Below are 22,121 nucleotides of genomic sequence, written 5' to 3'. Positions count from 1 at the left end.
TCCGCGCCTTGTTCCCGCGCTGGCCTGCGAGAAGAGACTGTACAGGAGCGGGAGCCCCCCGGTCGAACTCACCCGCTGCGCAGGGCCCGTTACGGGCCGGTCATGGGGCCGCCGCGTCGATCGCCTTCACGATCCGCTTGTCGGAGACCGGATAGGCCGTGCCCAGGGCGTGCGCGAAGTAGCTGACCCGCAGCTCCTCGATCATCCAGCGGATGTCCAGGACGGAGGCGGGCACGGGCCGCCCCCGCGGGAGCTGCTCCAGCAGCCAGGCGTACTCGTCCCGCATCTCATGGACCTTCTCCATCCGCGCCGTGTCGCGCTGCACGCCGGTCGGCATCTGCTGCAGCCGGCGGTCCGCGGCGACCAGATAGCGCATCAGGTCCGGGAGCCGGCGCAGGCCCGCCTCCGTGACGAAGCCGGGCTTCACCAGGGCGTCCAGCTGCCCCCGTACGTCCGTGAGGTTGGCGAGGAGGGTGGGGCTGCGGGTGGACTTCAGGCGGCGCTCACAGGCCTGCCAGGCGGCGAGGACCTGCTGCACCTGCCCGACCGTCCGCACGGTGGTGTCGACGATCTCGGCGCGGACCTTGTCGTACAGCTTGCGGTACGACTCCTCGTCCCAGGCCGGCCCGCCGAAGTCGGCGATCAGCCGGTCGGCCGCGGCCATCGCGCAGTCGTCGAACAGGGCCTGGATCGAACCGTGCGGATTCGCGGACAGCGCGAGCTTCTGAGCGTTCGTCAGTTTTTCGGAAGCGAACTTCGCTGGATTGACGGGGATGTTGCGCAGGATCAGCCGGCGCGTGCCCTTCCACATCGCCTCCGCCTGCTCCGCCTCCGTGTCGAAGAGGCGCACGGAGACGGTGTTCGCCGTCGGTCCGTCGTCGACGAGCGCTGGGTACGCCTTCACCGGCTGGCCGGCCCGGCGGGTCTCGAAGACCCGGGTGAGCGAGCCGATCGTCCAGTCCGTGAGGCCCTTGCGCTCCAGGGACTCGCCGCCCTGGCGCTCGGCGGTGGCCGCGGCCGCCTGGGAGAGGGCCTGGCGCGCCTTCGGCTTCAGCCGGAGACTCAGGGCCTGAAGGTCCTTGTCCTCGGCCAGCTTCCGGCGCCGCTCGTCGACGATCCGGAACGTGATCTTCAGATGGTCGGGGACCCGGGACCAGTCGAAGTCCTCGGGCGTCACCGGGACGCCCACCATGCCCTTCAGCTCACGCGCCAGCGTCACCGTCAGCGGCTCCTGGAGGGGGACCGCCTGCTTCAGGAAGCGCTGCGCGAAGTTCGGTGCCGGTACGTAGTTCCGGCGGATCGGCTTCGGGAGGGAACGGATCAGCTCCGTCACCACCTCCTCCCGCAGGCCCGGGATCTGCCAGTCGAAGCCCTCGTCCGTGACCTGGTTGAGGACCTGGAGGGGGATGTGGACGGTGACGCCGTCCGCGTCGGCGCCCGGCTCGAACTGGTACGTGACGCGGAACTTCAGCTGACCCTGACTCCAGGAGTCCGGATAGTCGGCCTTCGTCACGGCCTCCGCGGACTCCCGGATGAGCATCTCCCGCTCGAAGTCCAAAAAGTCGGGCTGCTCGTGCCGCTTGTGCTTCCACCAGGAGTCGAAGTGGGCGCCGGAGACGACGTGGTCGGGGACCCGCTGCTCGTAGAAGTCGAACAGCGTGTCGTCGTCGACCACGATGTCCCGGCGCCGGGCGCGGTGCTCCAGCTCCTCGACCTCGCTGAGCAGCCGGCGGTTGTCGGCGAAGAACTTGTGGTGCGTACGCCAGTCGCCCTCGACGAGCGCGTTGCGGATGAACAGCTCGCGGCTGGCCTCCGCGTCGATACGCCCGTAGTTCACCTTCCGCTGGGCGACGATCGGCACGCCGTACAGCGTGACCTTCTCGTACGCCATCACGGCGGCCTGGTCCTTCTCCCAGTGCGGTTCGCTGTACGTCCGCTTCAGGAGGTGCTCGGCGAGGGGCTCGACCCACTCCGGCTCGATCCTGGCGTTGACGCGGGCCCAGAGGCGGCTCGTCTCCACCAGCTCGGCCGACATGACGAACCGCGGGGGCTTCTTGAAGAGCGCCGAGCCCGGGAAGATCGCGAACTTGGCGCTCCGCGCGCCCAGGTACTCGTTCTTCCCCGTGTTCCGCCCGCCGCCCTCGCCCCCGGCCTCCTTCACGTCCTTCATGCCGATGTGCGACAGCAGGCCGGCCAGGAGCGAGAGATGGACGTGCTGCTCGGGGGCGTCCTCCTCGTTCAGGTGGATGCCCATCTGCTTGGCGACCGTGCGCAGCTGGCTGTAGATGTCCTGCCACTCGCGGATGCGCAGGAAGTTGAGGTACTCCTGCTTGCACATGCGGCGGAAGGACGACGAGCCGCGTTCCTTCTGCTGCTCGCGGACGTACCGCCAGAGGTTGAGGAACGCCAGGAAGTCGCTGGTCTCGTCCTTGAAGCGGGCGTGCTGTTGGTCCGCCTGGGCCTGCTTGTCGGCGGGGCGCTCGCGCGGGTCCTGGATGGAGAGCGCGGCGGCGATCACCATGACCTCGCGGGCGCAGCCGTTCTTGTCGGCCTCGACGACCATGCGGGCCAGCCGCGGGTCGACGGGCAGCTGGGAGAGCTTGCGGCCCATCTCGGTCAGGCGCTTGCGTGCGTCCTTCTGCGCCGGGTCGAGCGCGCCGAGCTCCTGGAGGAGCTGGACGCCGTCGCGGATGTTGCGGTGGTCCGGCGGGTCGATGAAGGGGAACTTCTCGATGTCGCCGAGACCGGCCGCGGTCATCTGGAGGATGACGCTCGCCAGGTTCGTACGCAGGATCTCGGCGTCCGTGAACTCCGGGCGGGCGTCGAAGTCGTCCTCGGAGTAGAGCCGGATGCAGATGCCGTCCGACGTACGGCCGCAGCGGCCCTTGCGCTGGTTGGCGCTGGCCTGGGAGATCGCCTCGATCGGGAGGCGCTGGACCTTCGTGCGATGGCTGTAGCGGGAGATACGGGCGAAGCCGGGATCGATGACGTACTTGATGCCGGGGACCGTGAGGGAGGTCTCGGCGACGTTCGTGGCCAGCACGATCCTGCGGCCCGTGTGTGCCTGGAAGACCCGGTGCTGCTCGGCGTGCGAGAGCCGGGCGTAGAGAGGCAGGACCTCGGTGCCCTGCCCATTAGCGCCTCCGGCGCGGGAATAGTTCTTCTTGATCAGCGCGTCGGCGGTGTCGCGGATCTCCCGCTCCCCGGAGAGGAAGACGAGGATGTCGCCCTTGCCCTCGCCCTGAAGCTCCTCGACGGCGTCGCAGATCGCGGTGATCTGGTCCCGGTCGGAGTCGTCGCCGTCCTCCTCCAACAGGGGGCGGTAGCGCAGCTCGACGGGGTACGTACGGCCGCTGACCTCGACGATCGGGGCGTCGCCGAAGTGGCGGGAGAAGCGCTCGGGGTCGATGGTCGCCGAGGTGATGACGACCTTGAGGTCCGGGCGCCTGGGCAGCAGCTGGGCGAGGTAGCCCAGCAGGAAGTCGATGTTGAGGGACCGCTCGTGGGCCTCGTCGATGATGATCGTGTCGTAGGCGTACAGCTCGCGGTCCGTCTGGATCTCGGCGAGCAGGATGCCGTCGGTCATCAGCTTGACGAAGGTGGCGTCCGGGTTCACCTGGTCGGTGAACCGGACCTTCCAGCCCACGGCCTCGCCGAGGGGCGTGCGCAGCTCCTCGGCCACCCGCTCGGCGACCGTACGAGCGGCGATACGACGGGGCTGGGTGTGCCCGATCATGCCGCGTACGCCGCGACCCAGCTCCATACAGATCTTGGGGATCTGGGTCGTCTTCCCGGAGCCGGTCTCGCCGGCGACGATGACGACCTGGTGATCGCGGATGGCCGCCGCGATCTCGTCCTTCTTCTGGCTGACGGGCAGCTGCTCGGGGTACGAGACGGCCGGCACGCGCGAGGCGCGCGCGGCCATGCGGACTTCGCCCTTGGCGACCTCCGCCTCGATCTCGGCGAGCACGGCGGCCCGGGCCTCGGGCTTACGGATCTTGCGCGCGCCTTCGAGTCTGCGCCCGAGCCGGTGCGCGTCGCGCAGGGACAGCTCGGCCAGACGGGGGGCGAGGGCGCCGAAGGCGGGGGCAGGGTGAGTGGACATACGCGGACCAGGATCTCACCTCGACGAAACGAGGAGCGAACGCTTTTGCGTCCGCCCCTCGTCCCGTGCCTGTGATGCGCGTTACCGCACGTCGACGTAGTCCTCTTTGCCGCTGCCGACGAAGTGCTTGCTGTCGGGCTTCAGGAACACCGGCACCCAGGTGCCGTCCTGCCGGGCCGTGATGCCCTTGCCGAAGGAACCGTTGGCCTTCGAGGTGACGGTCGTCATCAGGTACCAGGTCTTCTTGCCCTTGGGCCGGAAGAGGATCTGAACCTTCTTGGTGCCGTACGCCTTCCACGTTGACGAGCCGGCCTTGCGCTCCTGGAGCACACCCTTGACGGTGATCGTCCGGCCCTTGCGGACCGGCTCGGGCGAGGCGTTCGCGTCCTTGATCCGGGTGAGGGCCCGGTTCTCGCGCAGGGCGCCGCTGGTGGTGCCCTTGACGTCGTACGTGGTGGAACCGGCGTACTTCAGTCGCCAGTAGCCGTCCGTGTAGCCCGGCAGCCTGGTGTGGAACTGCGAGTCGAAGCTGGTCTTCACGGTCTGCTCCGTGGTCCAGCCGGTCTTGCCGTCGGGCGAGTACTGAACGGCGACGCTCACCCGCTCGCTGTGGTCGTCACCGACGATCCCGAGGGTGCCGGAGACGCTGAGCTCGGCGTACTTGTCCAGCGAGGCCGTGAACCCCCGGAACTTCGTCGTAGCCGTGACCGAGACGGAGATGTCGGCGGTCGCGGAGCGCTGGATCCACTGGTTGTGCGGGTACGGCGCGAAGGCCAGCTCGTACACGGTCTTCTGGTACGGGCCGGCGGCGAAGCTGAAGCGGCCGGCGGCGTCGGTGATTGCCTCGATGGGGTTGGAGGTGCTGCTGTCCTTGTGGTCCATCTCCAGCGGGATGCCGGACAGCGGCTTCCACTCGGAGCCGCTCTGGTACTGCAGCGTGCCGGAGACCGTGATCCTTTCGCCCGCCGTGGGGTGGAAGCTCGCCTTGTCGAGGACGAAGCGGGTCGGGGCCGGCTTGGGCGCGATGTCGACCCAGGAGGTGGAGGCGTAGCCCAGGTCGCCCTGGTGCGTGGCCCAGGCCCAGCCGCCCTCCGCCAGCTCGCGGGAGACGGAGAAGTGGCCCTTCTCGTCCGTGGTGGCGGTCGTCTCGATCCGCTGGCCGATCCTGAGGTTCACGGAGGCGCCCGGCAGCGGCTCGGTCGCGCGGGTGCTCGGATTGCGAACGACCAGGTCACCGCTGACCGTGACCGTCTTGTCCTCGATGGTCGGCTCGGTGGGTGTGACGGTGAAGTCCTGGAAGACCGGCTGCTCGCGGTACCGCAGTGTGCCGGCGTCCTTCCGGACCGTGGTCTCACCCGCGCTGGTCGTGGCCTCGACGTCGATCGTGTAGTCGCCGAGGGTGTCCAGGTGGACGGGCTGGGAGGACCACACGCCCTCCCAGTTGCTGATCCAGTTCGTCTGCTTGAAATCGGTGACCTTGACCACCGGGGCGTCCGACTCGGCACTTCCGGCCGGGCGGAGCGTCGCGGTGATCTCTGTGACGTCCTCCCCGATGGCGCTGCCGTGGTTGAGGCGTACGTCGATGGCTGCCCAGTCGCCGGAGCTGCCCGCTTCCTTGACGACCGGAGCGGCGGCGTGGGCCGTGCCGGGTATCGCGAGCGTGGAGAACAGGACGGCGCCGGCCGTCACAAGTCCCCTGGTGATGCGTCTCAAGGACCCCCCTTGGTGAGCGACGAAAACCCCCTCCGGTCATCCGGAGGGGGTTTTCATGCGATGTGGCTGGGGCCGGGGTCGAACCGGCGACCTATCGCTTTTCAGGCGATCGCTCGTACCAACTGAGCTACCCAGCCGCGATGTTTCACGTGAAACACCAGCGGTCCTGACGGGATTTGAACCCGCGGCCTCCACCTTGACAGGGTGGCGAGCACTCCAAACTGCTCCACAGGACCAAGCTTGTGCGGGACTAGTCTCGCACAGAGTGTTGCGTGCCCCCAACGGGATTCGAACCCGTGCTACCGCCTTGAAAGGGCGGCGTCCTGGGCCACTAGACGATGAGGGCGAACACAGATACTGCTCTGCTTCGTCTCAGCGCCCCAGAGGGGACGTGAGAAGCATGTGACTCCGCTTCCCCCGAGGGGTTCCGCGTCTCCTTCACCTCTTACGAGGCTCGGGACGGTCAAGCCCTGACCGGTGCCCTTGGGCACGACGAGACTGTACTACGGCAGTTGGACGTGGGCCAAACCGAATAGGCGCGGCCGCTCAGGGCCGGTTCCCTTCGGGCAGGTGGCGGCTGACCTCGGCGGTCGTCAGGCCCAGGCCGCCGAGTTTGATCTCGTCCCAGGCCTGGAGGCGGTGGGTGTCGCGGTCGAGGTACAGGACCGAGGCCTCGATCGGGTCCGGGTAGTCCCCCTCCAGCGCGCGCAGACCGCTGCCGCCGGTGGACCCCTCGATCCGGAGCCGGGTGCCCCCCTTCAGGACCTCCATCTCGGGGTGGTGCAGATGCCCCGCGAGGACCAGCGGGACCTCGCCGTCCGTCTCGCGGGCGGCGTCCGGGTTGTGCGCGACGGCGATGTCCACGGGCGTGCCGGCCGCCTCCTGCGCGCGCAGGGCGCCCGCCAGCCGCTGCCCGGCCGCCTCCTCCGAGGGCAGCCCCGACTCGCCGGTCGAGCGGTCCGGCGTGAACTGCGGATCACCCATCCCCGCGAAACGCAGCCCGCCCACGTTCACCGCCTTCCCCTCGTCGAGGACGTGCGTGTTCGAGATGCTCTCCAGATAGCGCTGGGTCTCGCCCGAGTCGTGGTTGCCGCGCACCCAGACGTACGGCGCCCCGAGGTCGGCGATCGGGTCGAGGAAGGCGTTCTCGGCGGCGGTGCCGTGGTCCATGGTGTCGCCGGAGTCGACGATGACGTTGATCTCGTACTGCTCCACCAGCGAGGCGATGATCTTCCAGCTCGCGGGGTTCAGATGGATGTCCGAGACATGCAGGACACGGATCGTGGTCGGGTCCGGCTGGTACGCGGGGAGGGTCGACGTGACGTCGTACAGCTTGGTCACGTTCGTCACCAGGCGCGCCAACTCCTTCTGGTAGACGTCGAACTCGGTGACGATGCTGCGCGCGTTGCCGACGATGGACGGGGCGGAGGACAGCAGTCCGGAGAACTTCGGTTCCAGGACGGAGTTCGGGTTCCAGGTGGCTGCGGCGGTCCCGCCGGAGGCGGCCAGGAGGGCGAAGGCGAGGCCGCCGGCCGCGAGGGCGCGGCGGGGGCGGCGGAAGACGGCCAGGCCGAGCGCGGTGGCCCCGGAGACGACGGCGACGCCCGACCGTACGGCCAGGTCCAGGGTGCCGTGCTGTACGTCCGAGGCGATCTCGTCCTGCAGGCCCGAGATCCGCTCGGGGTGGTCCACCAGCGCCTGTGCGCGGTCCGGGTCCAACTGGTCGACGTTCACGTCCAGCCGTACGGGAGCGTTGTGGCTGCGCAGTTCCAGTGCGCCCAGCGGGGAGACGTTGATCTTCGTGCCGCCGGTGAGCGACGGGCGCAGGGTCATCGTCGTGTTCATGGGGCCGACGGGGGCGCGTACGTTCCCCACGATCAGCAGGCCCAGCCAGGCGCCGAGCAGCACGACCGCGATCAGGCCGAGGGCCCGTCCCCAGGGGTGGGGGTGGTGGACCAGCTCGACGGTCGGGTGCGTGCGGCGCGAGCGGTAGTGGCGGGCGAGGGCGCGGGGGGCCTTCGGCATGGCCCGGGGGATACGGCGCAGAGTGCCGCGCAGGGCGTGGGCGATGGTGGTGGCCGTGGTGGCGGCTGCGTTGGTGGCGGTGGTCAGGGCTGCGGGGACGCGGGCCATTGGTCGCGTATGCCCAAGGGTGGGGGTGGATATGCGGCGGGAGCCCTGCCGCGCCTGCCGTGCGGTCCGTGTCTGCCGCGACTTCCGTGGCTTGACGTGCCTTCGGCGCCGCTGCCCGTATCCCTGGGCCCGCTGGTATCTCTCGTACGAGCGGGTCGTGCATGACAATGGCGGTGTGCTGGAGATGACGCGCGAGGAGTTCGAGGAACTGGTCGCCGAGGCGTTGGACCGGATTCCGCCGGAGCTGACGCGGCTGATGGACAACGTGGCGGTGTTCGTCGAGGACGAGCCGCCCGCCGATGATCCCGAGCTGCTCGGGCTGTACGAGGGGACTCCGCTCACCGATCGCGGGGAGTGGTACGCCGGAGTGCTGCCGGACCGGATCACGATCTACCGGGGGCCGACCCTGCGGATGTGCGATACGCGGGAGGACGTGGTCGCGGAGACCGAGGTGACCGTGGTGCACGAGATCGCGCATCACTTCGGGATCGACGACGCGCGGTTGCACGCGTTGGGGTACGGATAGCCGCTGGGTCCGGCCGGGGCGTGTGCGGGGCCGAGGACGGCGCGTGTCTTCTTGTGGGCGGCGGGAGTTGGGCAGGGGGATTCCTTTTTCCGCCCCCCTCGGAGGTGGCTGCCGTGCGCGCCTTGAACGTACCTGTCCGTCTGGCCGCCACGGTCATGGCCGTCGCGGCGGCCGCCGGCTGCATGAGCGTGGGGGACGACGGGCGGAAGCCCGGGCCGTCGCCCTCCGTCGGGCAGTCGGGCGGTGAGAAGCCGGACGGGGGCTCCGCGGTGACGGGCGACGGCGGTTCGGGGTACGAGGCCGGGCGGGGGAAGCGGCATGGTTCCGCCGAGCCCGACCCCTCCGGGTCCGGGTCGGCGACCCCGTCGGCGTCGGCCTCCGGTAGCGCGAAGCCGTCCGGGAAGGCGAAGCCGCCGAAGGGCGGGAAGGGCGACGGCGAGCAGGAACCGCCGGAGAAGCCCGAGCCGACGAAGGAGGAGCCGACTCCCACGCCCACGGTGCCGGATCCGGAACCCGAGCCGACGAAGCCGGTGGAGTCGCCGACGCCCGAGCCCTCGGCGGAGCCGTCGTCGTCCGCGCACGAGCAAGGGGCGCAGTTGGTGGAGCGGGAGCCGGCGCCCGAGGCGGGGGACGCGGCGGCCTAGCTTCGGCGGACCGGGGGTGGGGTGACTGTTCGGCGGGACCGGTCGGGGTGGCTGTTGCGTCACAGGGGCTGTCATCCACCCTGACCTGCGGATACGCACTCAGTTTGCCTTGATGGGCGGTGGGTGCGTATGGTAGTAGATCGTTTGATCCCATTGCCCGGCGCCACTACAGAGCGCGCCGTGTGGCGCGTACTCTCCCTTGCCGTGGCGGACCGCATAGAGGCGGTCGTGTGCGAATCACGGAGTTGACGGGCGCGTGCCGACGAGACTCCGGAAGGTTTCGCATACGCATGTCCATTTCCAGTACTGATCACGTCGTGGTGCCCGAGAACGGCCAGGACGTCGAGAACACCGAGAACATCACGAACCCCGAGAACGTCGAGAACCTCTCTGTCGAGGCCGTCGCGGCTGTCGAGCCCGCCGAGGCCGCCGAGGCCGTCGACGTCGTCGACGTCGTCGAGAAGGCTCCCGAGGTCACGTTCGCGACGCTCGGTCTTCCCGAGGGCATCGTGCGCAAGCTCGCGCAGAACGGTGTGACCTCTCCCTTCCCGATCCAGGCCGCGACCATTCCGGACGCGCTGGCCGGCAAGGACATCCTGGGCCGCGGCCGTACCGGCTCCGGCAAGACGCTGTCGTTCGGTCTGCCGACCCTGGCCACGCTGGCCGGCGGTCGCACCGAGAAGCACAAGCCGCGTGCCGTCATCCTCACCCCGACCCGTGAGCTCGCGATGCAGGTCGCGGACGCGCTGCAGCCGTACGGGGACGTCCTCGGCCTGAAGATGAAGGTCGTCTGCGGCGGTACCTCGATGGGCAACCAGATCTACGCCCTGGAGCGGGGCGTCGACGTGCTGGTCGCCACGCCGGGCCGTCTCCGCGACATCATCAACCGCGGTGCCTGCTCGCTGGAGAACGTCCAGATCGCCGTGCTCGACGAGGCCGACCAGATGTCGGACCTGGGCTTCCTGCCCGAGGTCACCGAGCTGCTCGACCAGGTGCCGGCCGGCGGTCAGCGGATGCTGTTCTCCGCCACGATGGAGAACGAGATCTCCACGCTGGTCAAGCGCTACCTGACCAACCCGGTCACGCACGAGGTCGACAGCGCCCAGGGCAACGTCACGACCATGTCGCACCACATCCTCATCGTGAAGCCCAAGGACAAGGCGCCGGTCACGGCCGCGATCGCCTCCCGCAAGGGCCGCACGATCATCTTCGTCCGCACCCAGCTCGGCGCCGACCGTATCGCCGAGCAGCTGTGCGACGCCGGTGTGAAGGCCGACGCGCTGCACGGCGGCATGACGCAGGGCGCGCGTACCCGCGTGCTGGAGGACTTCAAGAAGGGCTACGTCAACGCGCTCGTCGCGACCGACGTCGCCGCCCGCGGTATCCACGTCGACGGCATCGACCTGGTCCTGAACGTGGACCCGGCCGGCGACCACAAGGACTACCTGCACCGCGCCGGCCGTACGGCGCGTGCCGGGCGTACGGGCACGGTCGTGTCCCTCTCCCTGCCGCACCAGCGCCGCCAGATCTTCCGGCTGATGGAGGACGCGGGCGTCGACGCCGGGCGTCACATCATCCAGGGCGGTACGTCGTTCGACCCCGAGGTCGCCGACATCACCGGCGCCCGGTCGATGACCGAGGTCCAGGCCGAGTCCGCCGGCAACGCCGCGCAGCAGGCCGAGCGTGAGGTCGCTCACCTCAACAAGGAGCTGGAGCGGGCCACGCGCCGCGCCTCCGAGCTGCGCGAGGAGGCCGACCGGCTGACCGCGCGTGCCGCGCGGGAGCGGGGCGAGGACCCGCAGGCGGCCGTCGCCGCGGCGACGGAGGCCACCACTGGCACCGGCACCGTGACGGCCACCGCCGCCGAGCAGAACGGCGCGCCCGTCGCGGCCGCCGTCGAGATCGTCGAGCAGTCGGCCGAGCGTCCGGCGTACGAGCGTTCCTCGTACGACCAGCCGCGCCAGCGCCGCGACGAGCGGGGCAGCGGCAGCGGCAGCTACGAGCGTCGTGACAACGACCGTGGTGACCGGGGTGACCGCGGTGGCTTCCGTCGGGACGACCGTCGTGACGGTGGCCGTGATGGTGACCGTGGCGGGCGTTCGTTCGAGCGTCGTGACGACAACCGCGGCAGCAGCGGTGGCACCGGTGGCGGGTTCCGCCGGGACAACGACCGTCGTGACGGTGACCGTGGTGGGCGTACGTTCGAGCGTCGCGACAACGACCGTGGGGGCTTCCGCCGGGACGACCGTCGTGACGGTGACCGTGGTGGGCGTACCTTCGAGCGTCGTGACGACAACCGTGGCAGCAGCAGCGGTGGCGGGTTCCGTCGGGACAACGAGCGTCGTGACAACGACCGTGGCGGCTTCGAGCGTCGCGACGGTGGTGACCGTGGCGGCCGTACCTTCGAGCGTCGCGACGACAACCGCAGCAGCAGCGGTGGCGGCGGGTTCCGCCGGGACAACGACCGTGGTGGCCGCACCTTCGAGCGTCGTGACGAGCGCGGTGGGCACCGTGGCAGCGACCGTCCGTTCAACCGTGACCGTCAGGGCGGCGACCGCCCGGGCTTCCGCTCCGGCGGCCACGAGCGCCCCTACGGCCGTCGTGACGACCACCGCGGCACTGGCAGCGGCACCGGCACCGGCACCGGCACCGGCACCGGCACCGGCACCGGCACCGGTTCGGGCTCCGGCTCGTCCTTCGGCCGTCGTGACGACAAGCCGCGCTGGAAGCGCAACGGCTGAGGTCGAACCGATCAGCACGTGATCTGAGGAAGGGCCCGTACGACTCCGGTCGTACGGGCCCTTCCCGTTTGTCTCCGCCCTGTCTCTGTTCCGCCTCCGCCGCTTTTCGGCCATGGTGTGGCGCATGTCATGCCCTCGGCGAGGGAATTGCTGGGGGGCATGACAGACGACGACATAGCCCGTGGGGCGCCCGGGGCTTCCGCCCCGGTCCAGGTGTCGGTCTCGGTGTCCGACGAGGAACGGCTGGCCCAGCTGGGCTACACGCAGGTCCTCGCCCGCCGTATGTCCGCGTTCTCCAACTACGCGGTCTCGTTCACGATCATCTCGGTCCTGTCCGGCTGTATGACGCTCTATCTGTTCGGCATGAACACCGGCGGGCCCGTGTTCGGCATGAACACCGGCGGGCCCGCGGTGATCACCTGGGGCTGGGTCGGGGTCGGCCTGATGACCCTCTTCGTGGGCCTGGCCATGGCCGAGATCTGTTCGGCCTACCCGACCTCCGCGGGCCTGTACTTCTGGGCCCACCGGCTGGCGCCGGAGCGCAGCGCGGCCGCGTGGGCGTGGTTCACGGGCTGGTTCAACGTGCTCGGCCAGGTCGCCGTGACCGCCGGCATCGACTTCGGCGCGGCGTCCTTCCTTGCGGCGTACCTGAACCTCGAATTCGGCTTCGAGGTGACGCCGGGCCGGACGATCCTCCTCTTCGCGGCGATCCTGCTGCTGCACGGCCTCCTGAACACCTTCGGCGTACGCATCGTCGGTCTGCTGAACAGCATCAGCGTGTGGTGGCACGTCCTGGGTTTGGTGGTCATCGTCGGCGCGCTCGCGATCGTCCCCGACAGCCACCAGTCGGCGTCCTTCGTCTTCACCGAGTTCGTCAACAACACGGGCTGGGGCAGCGGGTTGTACGTGGTGCTGCTGGGCCTGCTGATGGCGCGGTACACCTTCACCGGCTGCGACGCCTTCGCCCACATGACCGAGGAGACGCACGACGCGTCGACGGCCGGCCCCAAGGGCATCGTCCGGTCCATCTGGACGTCCTGGGTGGCCGGGTTCGTCCTCCTCCTCGGCTTCACCTTCGCCATCCAGTCCTACGACGGCGCCCTCGGCTCCAAGACCGGGGTGCCGCCCGCGCAGATCCTGCTGGACGCCCTGGGCGCGACCGGCGGCAAGCTGCTCCTCCTCGTCATCATCGGGGCGCAGCTCTTCTGCGGCATGGCCTCCGTCACCGCGAACAGCCGCATGATCTACGCCTTCCCACGCGACGGCGCCCTGCCGTTCTCCCACCTCTGGCACACGGTCAGCCCCCGCACCCGCACCCCGGTGGCGGCGGTGTGGCTGGCGGCGCGCTGGTCCTGGGCCTGCCGTACCTGATCAATGTCACCGCGTACGCCGCCGTCACCTCGATCGCGGTGATCGGCCTCTACATCGCCTACGTCATCCCGACCCTGCTCCGGCTGCGCAAGGGCGACGCCTTCGAACGCGGGCCGTGGCATCTGGGCCGCTGGTCGCGCACGATCGGCCTCATCTCGGTGATCTGGGTCTTCGTCATCACCGTCCTCTTCATGCTCCCGCAGCTCTCCCCGGTCACCTGGGAGACCTTCAACTACGCCCCCGTCGCCGTCCTGGCCGTCCTCGGCTTCGCCGCGATCTGGTGGACCGCCTCCGCCCGCCACTGGTTCCTCAACCCCGAACACGAACGGAGCGTGGCCCGGGAGGCGGCGCGGAAGGGGGTGGATCTGTAGGGCGGGGCGGGGCGTGGGGTGGGGTGGGGTGGAGTGGGGTGGGGTGGGGTGCCAGGTGGTGGGGTGCCAGGTGGTGAGGGGCGGGTGCGGCGAGGTCGGGCGCGCGGTCCGATCGCGCGCCGCTACCCGACCGCACACGCGCCGCTGCCCCACCACGAGGACGGGGACCGCGCCCCGCACCCCAGCCAACTCCCCCGACTTCCGCCGATCTTCCGCCCGTTCTGTTCTACGGCGGCCCTTTTTGCGGCCCCCCGACGCGGCCGGGACCCCGATACCCGATCGGAGTCCCGGCCACGTCCGGCTATGCTCGGGTAGGCAACATCGCCTGGGCCCTTAGCTCAATTGGCAGAGCAGTGGACTTTTAATCCATTGGTTGTGGGTTCGAGTCCCACAGGGCCTACGGTTCGCGGGTGGGGGATACCCCTTCTGACCTGCAGTGCAGCGTCCGAGTCGACTTCGGTCGGGTCGGGCGCTGTGGCGTTTCCGGGGTTCTGCGTGAGCGATGCGTGAGCGGATGTGTCCGTGGCCTGGGGATCGGCCGTCCGCGTCCGGCGGTTGCTGGTCGACGGCGAACGCGTGTGCATAGAGTCGGCGGCACGTTGGTGATCCGTCGAGGTGGGGGCAAGGGTGGATCGTCGTCCGGTCAGACTTGTCGCAGATGTTCTGATCATGTTGGTCGGTGCTCTGCTGGGCATCGCGACCAATTACGCCACTGACGACACGGATACCGCGCCCTGGGGACTGCGTGTGCTGCGGGAGTGGTCGGTCCCGCTGATCGTGCTCGCGCTCGTGCTTCTGGTCGCGGGGCAGGTGTGGCTGTATCTCCTGGAGCGCCCCGCCTCGATCCGGCGGCAGTGGAATGCCACGCAGCCGCCTTATCCCGGTCTGGAGGCATTCACCGAAGACGACGCCGGCGTGTTCTTCGGCCGGGACTCGGAGATCAGGGATCTCGTCGGCAGGCTGCATCCCTCCGTACCAGCTCGTGCGCACCGGTTCGTCGGCGTGATCGGCCCCTCCGGCAGCGGGAAGTCCTCGTTGGTGTCGGCCGGGCTGCTCCCGGCTCTCAGACGGCGGCGAGGGCACTGGGAGATCGTGCCTCCCTGCGCGCCGGGTACCGATCCACTGACCAGCCTGGCGTCGAGTCTGGCCGCGACGCGGATGGACATGACCGTCGAGCAGGTGCGGACGGAGTTGGCGGTGGGCGTGGCGGGTCTGAGGCGGTGTGCGGACCGGCTGCGTGCCGTGCGGGGTGGGCGGGCCGTGCCGCTGCTGCTGGTCATCGACCAGCTTGAGGAGATCTTCACGCTGAGCGGGGAGCAGGAGCGGGAGACCTTCCTCTCCCTGATCAGGGATGCGATCGCCGCGGATCCGCTGCTGTGGGTGGTGGCCACGTTGCGGTCGGACTTCCTCACGGATTTCCTGGAGAGCGGGCACGCCGAGTTGGTGCGGCAACCGACGGTGGTGGGAGTGCTCGGACGTCCGGAGTTGCTGCAGGTGATCGAGAAACCGGCCGCGTGCGCGGGCATGGCCTTCGCACCAGGTGTCACCGCTGTGATGGTGGACGACGCCGGAGGCGGCGACGCGCTGCCGCTGCTCGCGTACACGCTCCAGGAGCTGTATCTGCGGGTGGGCGCGGGCGGCACCGTGACGGCGGAGGACTACCGCAGTCTGGGCGGTGTCGCCGGGACGCTGTCCGAACAGGCCGACCGGATCACCGCGGAGCTGCGGGCGTCGGACGGGGACGCTCCGGTACTGACGACCCTGCTGAAGTTCGTCACCATGGAGCACGGCGAGCCGACCCGCCGCCGCGTCGAACGCGGACACCTCACGGAGCGGGAGCGCGCCGTGGCCGAGGCGTTCGTCGCCGGCCGGCTGCTCACCGGCGCCGACGGCGTGCTGGACGTCGCCCATGAGGCGCTGTTCCGACAGTGGCCGCCGCTGCGCCAGGCTGTCGCGGCCCGTACGGAGGAGCTTCGCCACCGTACGGAGCTGGAACGGTGGGCACGGGACTGGGAGCGCTCGGCCCGCCAAGAGGCGTACCTGCTGAACGGCGAGCGGTTGCGCGTGGCGCGCCAATGGGTGGACGAGGCGGACGGCTTCTTGGCCAATGTGCCGCTCGTGGCCGAGTTCCTGGAGTGCTCCACCCGTCTGGACCGAGCGTCCCTGGAGCGGCTCGCCGACGCGGTGGCCGCCCGCGCGATGGAGATCGCCACAAGTGATCCGGAGCTGGCGCTCCTGGGTGCGCTCGCCGCTCTTGAGGAGTGCGCCCCTACTTCGGCCGCCCAGCAGGCGCTGCACACCGCCCTCAACGCCTCTCGGGTACGGGCGGTCCTCCGCGGCCACGGGCAGGACATCAACGTTGTTGCCTGGTCACCCGATGGAGCCCGCCTGGCCACCGGCTCCGACGACGGGACGATCCGGGTCTGGAACACCGAGCGGTCCGCTGATCCCGTCATCCTCATGCCCGGTGGCGGCGGTCACCGCGTGCAGTCGGTGGCCTGGTCGCCCGACGGGAAGCATCTCGCGAGCGGCTCCCGGGACGGCACCGCCACTGTGTGGGATGTCGAGACCGGGACCGAGGCCCGTCTGCTCACCGGTCATGGCGAGGCGATCGAGAGCATCGAGTGGGCACCGGAAGGGGAACGGCTGGCCACGGCGAGCGGTGACCGCACCGTGCGGCTCTGGGACGTGGCGAACTCGGTGGAGGTGGCCCGGTTCACCGGCCACGAGCGGACCGTGTGGGATGTGGCGTGGTCTCCCGACGGGGGGAAGGTCGCCAGTGCGTCGGACGACGGAACGGTGCGTGTCTGGTCCGTGGCCACCGGCCGCGAAGCCGCCGCTCTGGCCAGGCACAGGGCCGGGGTCTCGGCTGTGGCCTGGTCGCCCGACGGTCGGCTGCTCGCCTCGGTGTCGGAGGACCGCATGGTCCTCGTCTCGGCCGTCGCCGAGGTCGACCCCCCTCCGGGAACCCCTGGTACGGGATCGCTGCTGAAGCAGTTGGAATGCAGGGAGAAACTGAGCTGCGTCGCGTGGTCCCCCGACGGACGGCGTCTTGCCGTGGGCGACGAAGTCCGTACAGCCCTCATCTGGGACCTGGACACCGACGAGCAGACACTGCTGCCCGGTCACACCGACAGCATCAACGGCATTGCCTGGAACGGCTCTCGGATAGCCACCGTCTCCCGCGACCGGACCGTCGCCGTCTGGGACAGCACCGCGCCCGGCGGACAGAGCAGCGCCCTTCTCGGCCACAAGGGATCGGTCGTGAACGTCTCCTGGGCCCCGTGCGGCACCCGTCTCGCCACCGCGTCCCAGGACGGTACGGCAGTGATCTGGGACGTCGCCCGAGGCTCGGCGGTGGCGTCCCTCAGACATGCAGGGGACGTGACCGGCGTGGCCTGGTCCCCCGACAGCACACGGGTGGTCACGGTTTCCCAAGGAGGTACCGCAACCGTTTGGAACGTCGGCGACGGGACCGAACTCTTCCTGCTTCGCGGGCACCGTGACGAGGTGACGAGCGCCTCCTGGTCGCCTGACGGCACGCGGATCGCCACGACCTCGCGGGACCGTACCGCTCGCCTGTGGAACGCGGCGGATGGCGCCGAACTCATGGTGCTCCAAGGCCGGGACCACTGGCTCGGTGGCGCCGTCTGGTCTCCCGACAGCCGCCATCTCGCCACGTCGTTGACGGACAGGGCGCTCTGCGTCTGGGACGTCGAAGCGGGAACCCTTGCGACAACGCTCCACGGTCACACGGACTATGCGTGGAGCATCGCCTGGTCTCCCGAGGGACAGCGGCTCGCCACTGGCTCCCGGGACAACACCGTCCGTATCTGGGACCCCTTCACCGGCACCGAACTCCACACCATGACCGGCCACCGGGAACGGGTCCAGGGTGTTGCCTGGTCTCCCGACGGCGCTTGTCTCGCCACCGCGTCCTGGGACCGGACCATCCGGCTGTGGAACCCGGCCGACGGCCAGGAGCTGAAGGTGATCGGAGTCCATGACGATCAGGTCAACGGCTTGGCCTGGCACCCCGACGGCTCGCTCCTGGCCACGGTCTCCCGCGACCGCACCGTCAGGATCTGGGAGCCGTCCACAGATCTCGACACCCTGCTCGGCTCGGCTCGTGCACGCGTCTTCCGGCAACTCACCGAGGACGAACGGCAGGGCTTTCTTCTCCCGAGCCGGTGAATTCACGGTCCGGCTGCTGCCGGAGACGGGAGGGGATCGTCCCTGGCCTGATACGCCGCGCGAGGGTCGGCTTCGGCCGCCTCAGCCGTTGCTCAGCTTTCGGGGCCCTGCGTGCGCGAAGCGTGAGCGGATGTGTCCGCGGCCTGCGGATCGGTTGCGGCTGAGGCCGACGGTTCGATGGCTACCGGACGAGACCGCGGGATCAGCTTCGCCGCCTTCTCCGCTATTTCACGGTCCAGCTCAGGGAGCAGACTCGTGTACGTGTCCGAGGTCAGCGTGATGGTGGAGTGGCGCAGGGTCTCCTTCACCGTATGGATGTCGCCGCCCCCTCCGTGCGTGAGCGTCGCGGCGACGTGACGAAGGTCCCGCAGGGTGATGGGTGGCAGGTCGGTTGTGGCCAGGATGCGGCGGAACGCTTCCGAGACCGTCTCCGGGTGGAGCCAGGAGCCGTCCTCCTTGGTGAACACCTTTCCGGTGTTCTGCCAGGCGGTGCCCCACTCCTTGCGCTCCTTCTCCTGGAGGGCCTTGTGGTCGCGCAGGGCGGCGATGTTCATGCTGTCGAGCGCGATCGTGTTCGCGCTGCCGTCCGTCTTCGGCTCGGACTCGTAGGGGTCCCAGCCGTCCACCACGATCTCCTTGGCGGGGGTGATGAGGCCGGCGTCGAGGTCGATCTCGTGCCAGTCCTGGCCGACTGCCTCGCCCCGCCGGAGGCCGCGCGTACCCATGAGAGGGAAGATCGCGTACAGGCGGTCGCCCTCGGCGGCGTCGAGGAAGGCGCCGAACTGCTGCGGGGTCCATACCATGACCGGGCCAGGCATCTCGCCCGTCTCGCGCCACCGCCGGACCCGCTCGTTCGTCCACAGGAGGGGCTTCGGGCGCCTGCCGGAGTCCAACTCGACGTGGGAGGCCGGGTTGAAGGTGATCAGCTGCTGGGCGATCGCGGAGTTGAGGGCCGCGCGGAGAGTGCGGCGAATCGCCTGACGACTGGCCGGGCCGGTTGACTTCCGGAACGGCTTCATCTCCGCCAGCTTGGCCCGTTCGGCCGCGAGCAGCTGGCGCTCGGCTCCGACGGGGCGACCGGGCTTGCTCGGCTTGCAGCGGGCGATCTGCTCACGGCGGGCTTCGTTCTCGGCCGCGATCACCTCGTTCTCGTCGGCGATCGCGTCGAACATCTCCACCAGGTGGCCGACGTTGAGGCGGTCGAGGCGTACGTGCCCGAGGCGGGGCTTCAGATGGACGCGGATGTGGGAGGCGTAGCCGTTGAGCGTGGTCTTGCGGCGCTTCTTCGCGGCGAACCACTGGTCGAGCCACTCGCCGACGGTGAGGCTGCCACGAAGAGCGAGACCCGCCCTCAGACGGCGTCGGGTCTCCTCGATGGCCGGCAGCGGGGCCTTCTCGACCGCGACCTCCTCCAGCATCGCGACGAGGCGCTGGAGGCTGTCCGGGTCGTCCTTGTCCGCCAGGGCGAGCAGGGAGCGGACGTGGTCGAGGTCCGCCTGGGCGGCCTTCAGGGACTCGTAGCCAGCTCGGCTGAAGGAGCGACGGGTGCCGTCCTCGTGGGGCGGGAGCTCCTGGCGTATGGAGTATGCGCCGTGCTTGCGGCTGGAGAGCTGGGGGCACTTCTTGCCGAGCGGTTTGCCGGTCTTGGGGTCGCGGCAGTAGCAGCGGCGGTGGGTGGAGCCTTTCAAACGCGTTCCTCCGGGGTGGTGTTGGGTTCTTCATCGGGCGGGTCTACGTCGCCCAGTGCGGGTGGCAGATGGGGTGGGGTGGCGCCCTCCTCGCGGAGCTCGCGACGGAGGTGGCGGAGGCTGTACTTGGCGGAGATGGTCTGGTCGGCGTACTTGGTCCGCTTGCGCTCGGCTTCCTCCTGCTGGGCGCGGCTGGTGGCCGTCTTGGCCGCGAACCGGGCCTGTTCTTCCTCTTCGAGGGCGGCGAGGGCGGTTTGTACGAGGCTGGCGTGGCGCTCGAAGTCGGGGACCAGGCCCGCGTCGTACATCGGCACCTCCTCTTCACCGGTGAAGTGCCGTAGCGCGTCCCAGGTGGGGATGAGGTGCTGGAAGGGGAGTTCCTGGGTCTCCTCGACGTAACCGACCGGGAAGATCAGGCAGACCGGGTACGTCTCCAGGGCTGCCGCCAGGACCATGACGTCCACGAGCGGCAGATTGGCCCGACGGCCAGACTCCATGTTGGCGATCACGTTGCGCGGGATGGGATGCCCGAGTTGCTCGCACCGGTCCGCCAAGTCCTGTGCGCTCCATCCCATCTCCTTCCTTCTGCGCCGGACTTCGCCGGCCACGTTGGCCTTGATCCGATCTGCCCACTCCGGGAAGTCGTCCTCATCAGCATCCATACGGCGTTGTGTCATGAAGACACAGTAGCTTGCGCATGATGGTTGGTACCCGCCTGGAGCCGGATGTGATGGGCACGTTCGCCGAGGGCTGTACCGAAAGGGGCGCACTGTATGCGCGAAGACGCGACGAACGGGCAGTCGAAGGGCTCGAAGGGGATGAGCCGGGAAGAGCTGATCGCCCTGCCTGTGGCTGTTGACCTGGATACGAGCAACCGAGCACTGGGGCTGGGGCGGAGCAAGGGATATGAGCTGGCGAAGCGGGGCGAGTATCCGTGCAAGGTGCTGCGGCTCGGCAACGCCTACCGGGTCGTGACCGCAGACCTGCTGGAGCTGCTCGGGCTGGCGGCGTGAAAGCGGGGCAGCGTAGCAGACAGTTCTGCGCTGAGCTGACACAGAAATGCTGGACTGTCGACGGGCGTGAACGTACTGTCCGTGTTCCCTCGGGGAACAACGCGAGCGTCCCGTCTCGGGACAGAGCGAGTGTTCAGTCTCTGAACGCAGCGAGCCTCCGGCGCGGCAACGCCGGAGGCTCGGGAAACCCCGCCGCCCGCATCCAACGAACGATCCGCGCGCACCGGGCCAGCGATGCCCGGTTGCCGCAGAAGAGGAGCCGCCCTGTGCAACCTACGACACCCGAGCCCTATTCCGCGCCCGGTACCGCCGCCTGGCCGCTGGTCACGGTGCCGGGCAACCCCGACCAGCGCGAACCCGAGGACACCGTGCCGGTCGAAGCCGCCGCGCCCTCGGACACACCCCTGGATCCGGAGCCGACACCGGGCTCGGCGCTGCTGGACGAACTGCGCGCGAAGATAGCCAGGTTCGTGATCCTGCCCTCGCCGGAGGCGCTGGACGCGGTCACGCTGTGGGTGGCGGCGACGCATCTGCAGCCCGCGTGGCAGCATGCCCCGCGTCTGGCGGTGGTGGGGCCGGCGAAGCGCTGTGGCAAGTCGCGGCTGCTGGACGTGCTCACCGAGACGGTCCACGAGCCGATGCTCACCATCAACACCACCCCGGCGGCGGTCTTCCGGTCCATCACCGAGGAGCCGCCCACCCTGCTGGTGGATGAGGCGGACACCATCTTCGGCACGCCGAAGCAGGCGGAGAAGAACGAGGAGATGCGCGGCCTGCTCAACGCCGGTCACCAGCGCAACCGGTACGTGACCCGGGTGGTCGGCAACGACCACACCCCGCACCGGTTCGCCACCTTCGCCATGGCCGCCCTCGCGGGCATCGGCGACCTGCCCGACACGATCATGGACCGGTCGGTGGTCATCCGGATGCGGCGCCGGGCCGAGGGTGAGAGCGTCAAGCCGTTCCGCTCGCGCCGCGACATCCCTGCCCTCCACGACCTGCGCGACCGCATCGCCGCCTGGGCCCGGCCGCTGCTCGACGAGGCCGCCGACATGGAACCGGCGATGCCGGTGGAGGACCGCGCCGCCGACACCTGGGAGCCTCTGGTGATCGTCGCCGACCTGGCCGCCGGCCCTTGGCCCCGCCTCGCCCGCGCGGCGTGCGCGGAGATGGTGGCGGCCGAAGTGGCGGCCGAGGAGGACCACCCCAGCTCAGCGCGGATCCTGGCCGACATCCGCCGGGTCTTCGTAGCCCAGCGCGAGGTCGACAGCCTCTCCACGGACGAACTCCTGCACCACCTGCGCCAGGACCTGGAAGGCCCGTGGGCGGAGTGGGGTCGCAAGGGGCTGGGTCCGCGTGAGCTCGGCTCGCTGCTGCGCGCCTTCGACATCAGGCCCGGCAACGTCCGACTCGCCGACGGCACCCAGCGCAAGGGTTACACGCGCAACAAGTTCCTCGATGCGTGGCGGCGCTACTGCCCCACCGTTCACTCAGTGAACGCCGAACCCACCACCCCAGCCTCGGGCTGAGCCCCGCCTCCCCCGGTGAGCGTCCCTGCCGTCCCTGCCGTGATCTCGCAGGTCAAACGGCATGCGGCCGGGACGGAAACCGGGGGCAAGACC

Annotated in this window: 11 protein-coding genes, 4 tRNA genes and 1 pseudogene; 8 read left to right on the top strand and 8 right to left on the bottom strand. The window is 69.6% G+C overall.

Translation table 11 applies throughout. The annotated features are described in order from the left end of the window. Positions 1 to 100: 100 nt before the first annotated feature. From hrpA to I8N67_RS26235, 6 genes are all read right to left on the bottom strand, one after another. The gene (gene hrpA, locus I8N67_RS26260) at positions 101 to 4,105 is read right to left on the bottom strand and encodes an ATP-dependent RNA helicase HrpA (RefSeq protein ID WP_200306208.1); all 4,005 of its coding nucleotides are present in this window, start codon (positions 4,103 to 4,105) and stop codon (positions 101 to 103) included. Positions 4,106 to 4,186: 81 nt separating this feature from the next. After that, entirely contained in the window at positions 4,187 to 5,818 is a 1,632-nt protein-coding gene (locus tag I8N67_RS26255; protein ID WP_234046307.1) for a hypothetical protein, read from the bottom strand. 63 nt (positions 5,819 to 5,881) lie between these two features. Continuing rightward, a tRNA-Phe gene (locus I8N67_RS26250) sits at positions 5,882 to 5,955 on the bottom strand. Positions 5,956 to 5,979: 24 nt separating this feature from the next. Continuing rightward, positions 5,980 to 6,054, bottom strand: a tRNA-Asp gene (locus tag I8N67_RS26245). A gap of 37 nt (positions 6,055 to 6,091) precedes the next feature. Continuing rightward, positions 6,092 to 6,164: transfer RNA gene (locus I8N67_RS26240), tRNA-Glu, on the bottom strand. Between the two features lie 200 nt (positions 6,165 to 6,364). Then, a complete protein-coding gene (locus I8N67_RS26235; protein ID WP_372443804.1) occupies positions 6,365 to 7,951 on the bottom strand; it encodes a metallophosphoesterase family protein in 1,587 nt (528 codons plus the stop codon). Between the two features lie 175 nt (positions 7,952 to 8,126). Here I8N67_RS26235 and I8N67_RS26230 point away from each other — a divergent pair, with 175 nt between their 5' ends. The 6 genes and pseudogenes from I8N67_RS26230 to I8N67_RS26205 all read left to right on the top strand — a co-directional run bounded on the left by I8N67_RS26230 (position 8,127) and on the right by I8N67_RS26205 (position 17,798). After that, positions 8,127 to 8,477, top strand: a complete 351-nt coding sequence (locus tag I8N67_RS26230; protein ID WP_099505412.1) for a metallopeptidase family protein — start codon at positions 8,127 to 8,129, stop codon at positions 8,475 to 8,477. A 113-nt stretch (positions 8,478 to 8,590) separates the two neighbouring features. Continuing rightward, positions 8,591 to 9,121, top strand: coding sequence for a hypothetical protein (locus I8N67_RS26225; protein ID WP_200306206.1), 531 nt, complete (start codon positions 8,591 to 8,593; stop codon positions 9,119 to 9,121). Between the two features lie 290 nt (positions 9,122 to 9,411). Next, positions 9,412 to 11,862, top strand: a complete 2,451-nt coding sequence (locus I8N67_RS26220; RefSeq protein ID WP_200306204.1) for a DEAD/DEAH box helicase — start codon at positions 9,412 to 9,414, stop codon at positions 11,860 to 11,862. Between the two features lie 159 nt (positions 11,863 to 12,021). Then, a pseudogene (locus I8N67_RS26215) lies at positions 12,022 to 13,604 on the top strand (amino acid permease). 327 nt (positions 13,605 to 13,931) lie between these two features. Next, a tRNA-Lys gene (locus I8N67_RS26210) sits at positions 13,932 to 14,004 on the top strand. 269 nt (positions 14,005 to 14,273) lie between these two features. Further along, the gene (locus I8N67_RS26205; protein WP_234046306.1) at positions 14,274 to 17,798 is read left to right on the top strand and encodes a WD40 repeat domain-containing protein; all 3,525 of its coding nucleotides are present in this window, start codon (positions 14,274 to 14,276) and stop codon (positions 17,796 to 17,798) included. A 92-nt stretch (positions 17,799 to 17,890) separates the two neighbouring features. Here I8N67_RS26205 and I8N67_RS26200 read toward each other — a convergent pair whose 3' ends face one another. Both I8N67_RS26200 and I8N67_RS26195 read right to left on the bottom strand, forming a co-directional pair. After that, positions 17,891 to 19,486 (bottom strand): site-specific integrase, encoded by a 1,596-nt coding sequence (locus tag I8N67_RS26200; protein WP_200306200.1) that lies wholly within the window; start codon positions 19,484 to 19,486, stop codon positions 17,891 to 17,893. After that, entirely contained in the window at positions 19,483 to 20,148 is a 666-nt protein-coding gene (locus I8N67_RS26195; protein ID WP_200306270.1) for a helix-turn-helix domain-containing protein, read from the bottom strand. The genes I8N67_RS26200 and I8N67_RS26195 overlap by 4 nt, the downstream gene beginning before the upstream one ends. A gap of 111 nt (positions 20,149 to 20,259) precedes the next feature. On the opposite strand from I8N67_RS26195, the gene I8N67_RS26190 reads away from it, so the two are divergent. Continuing rightward, positions 20,260 to 20,499 (top strand): hypothetical protein, encoded by a 240-nt coding sequence (locus I8N67_RS26190; protein WP_200306198.1) that lies wholly within the window; start codon positions 20,260 to 20,262, stop codon positions 20,497 to 20,499. Between the two features lie 266 nt (positions 20,500 to 20,765). Further along, positions 20,766 to 22,028, top strand: a complete 1,263-nt coding sequence (locus I8N67_RS26185) for a DUF3631 domain-containing protein (protein ID WP_200306196.1) — start codon at positions 20,766 to 20,768, stop codon at positions 22,026 to 22,028. Positions 22,029 to 22,121: the final 93 nt, after the last annotated feature.

It is taken from the genome of Streptomyces adelaidensis (assembly GCF_016598475.1).
GTDB classification, from domain to species: Bacteria; Actinomycetota; Actinomycetes; order Streptomycetales; family Streptomycetaceae; genus Streptomyces; species Streptomyces adelaidensis.
This window is presented reverse-complemented; position numbering and strand designations above follow the sequence as displayed.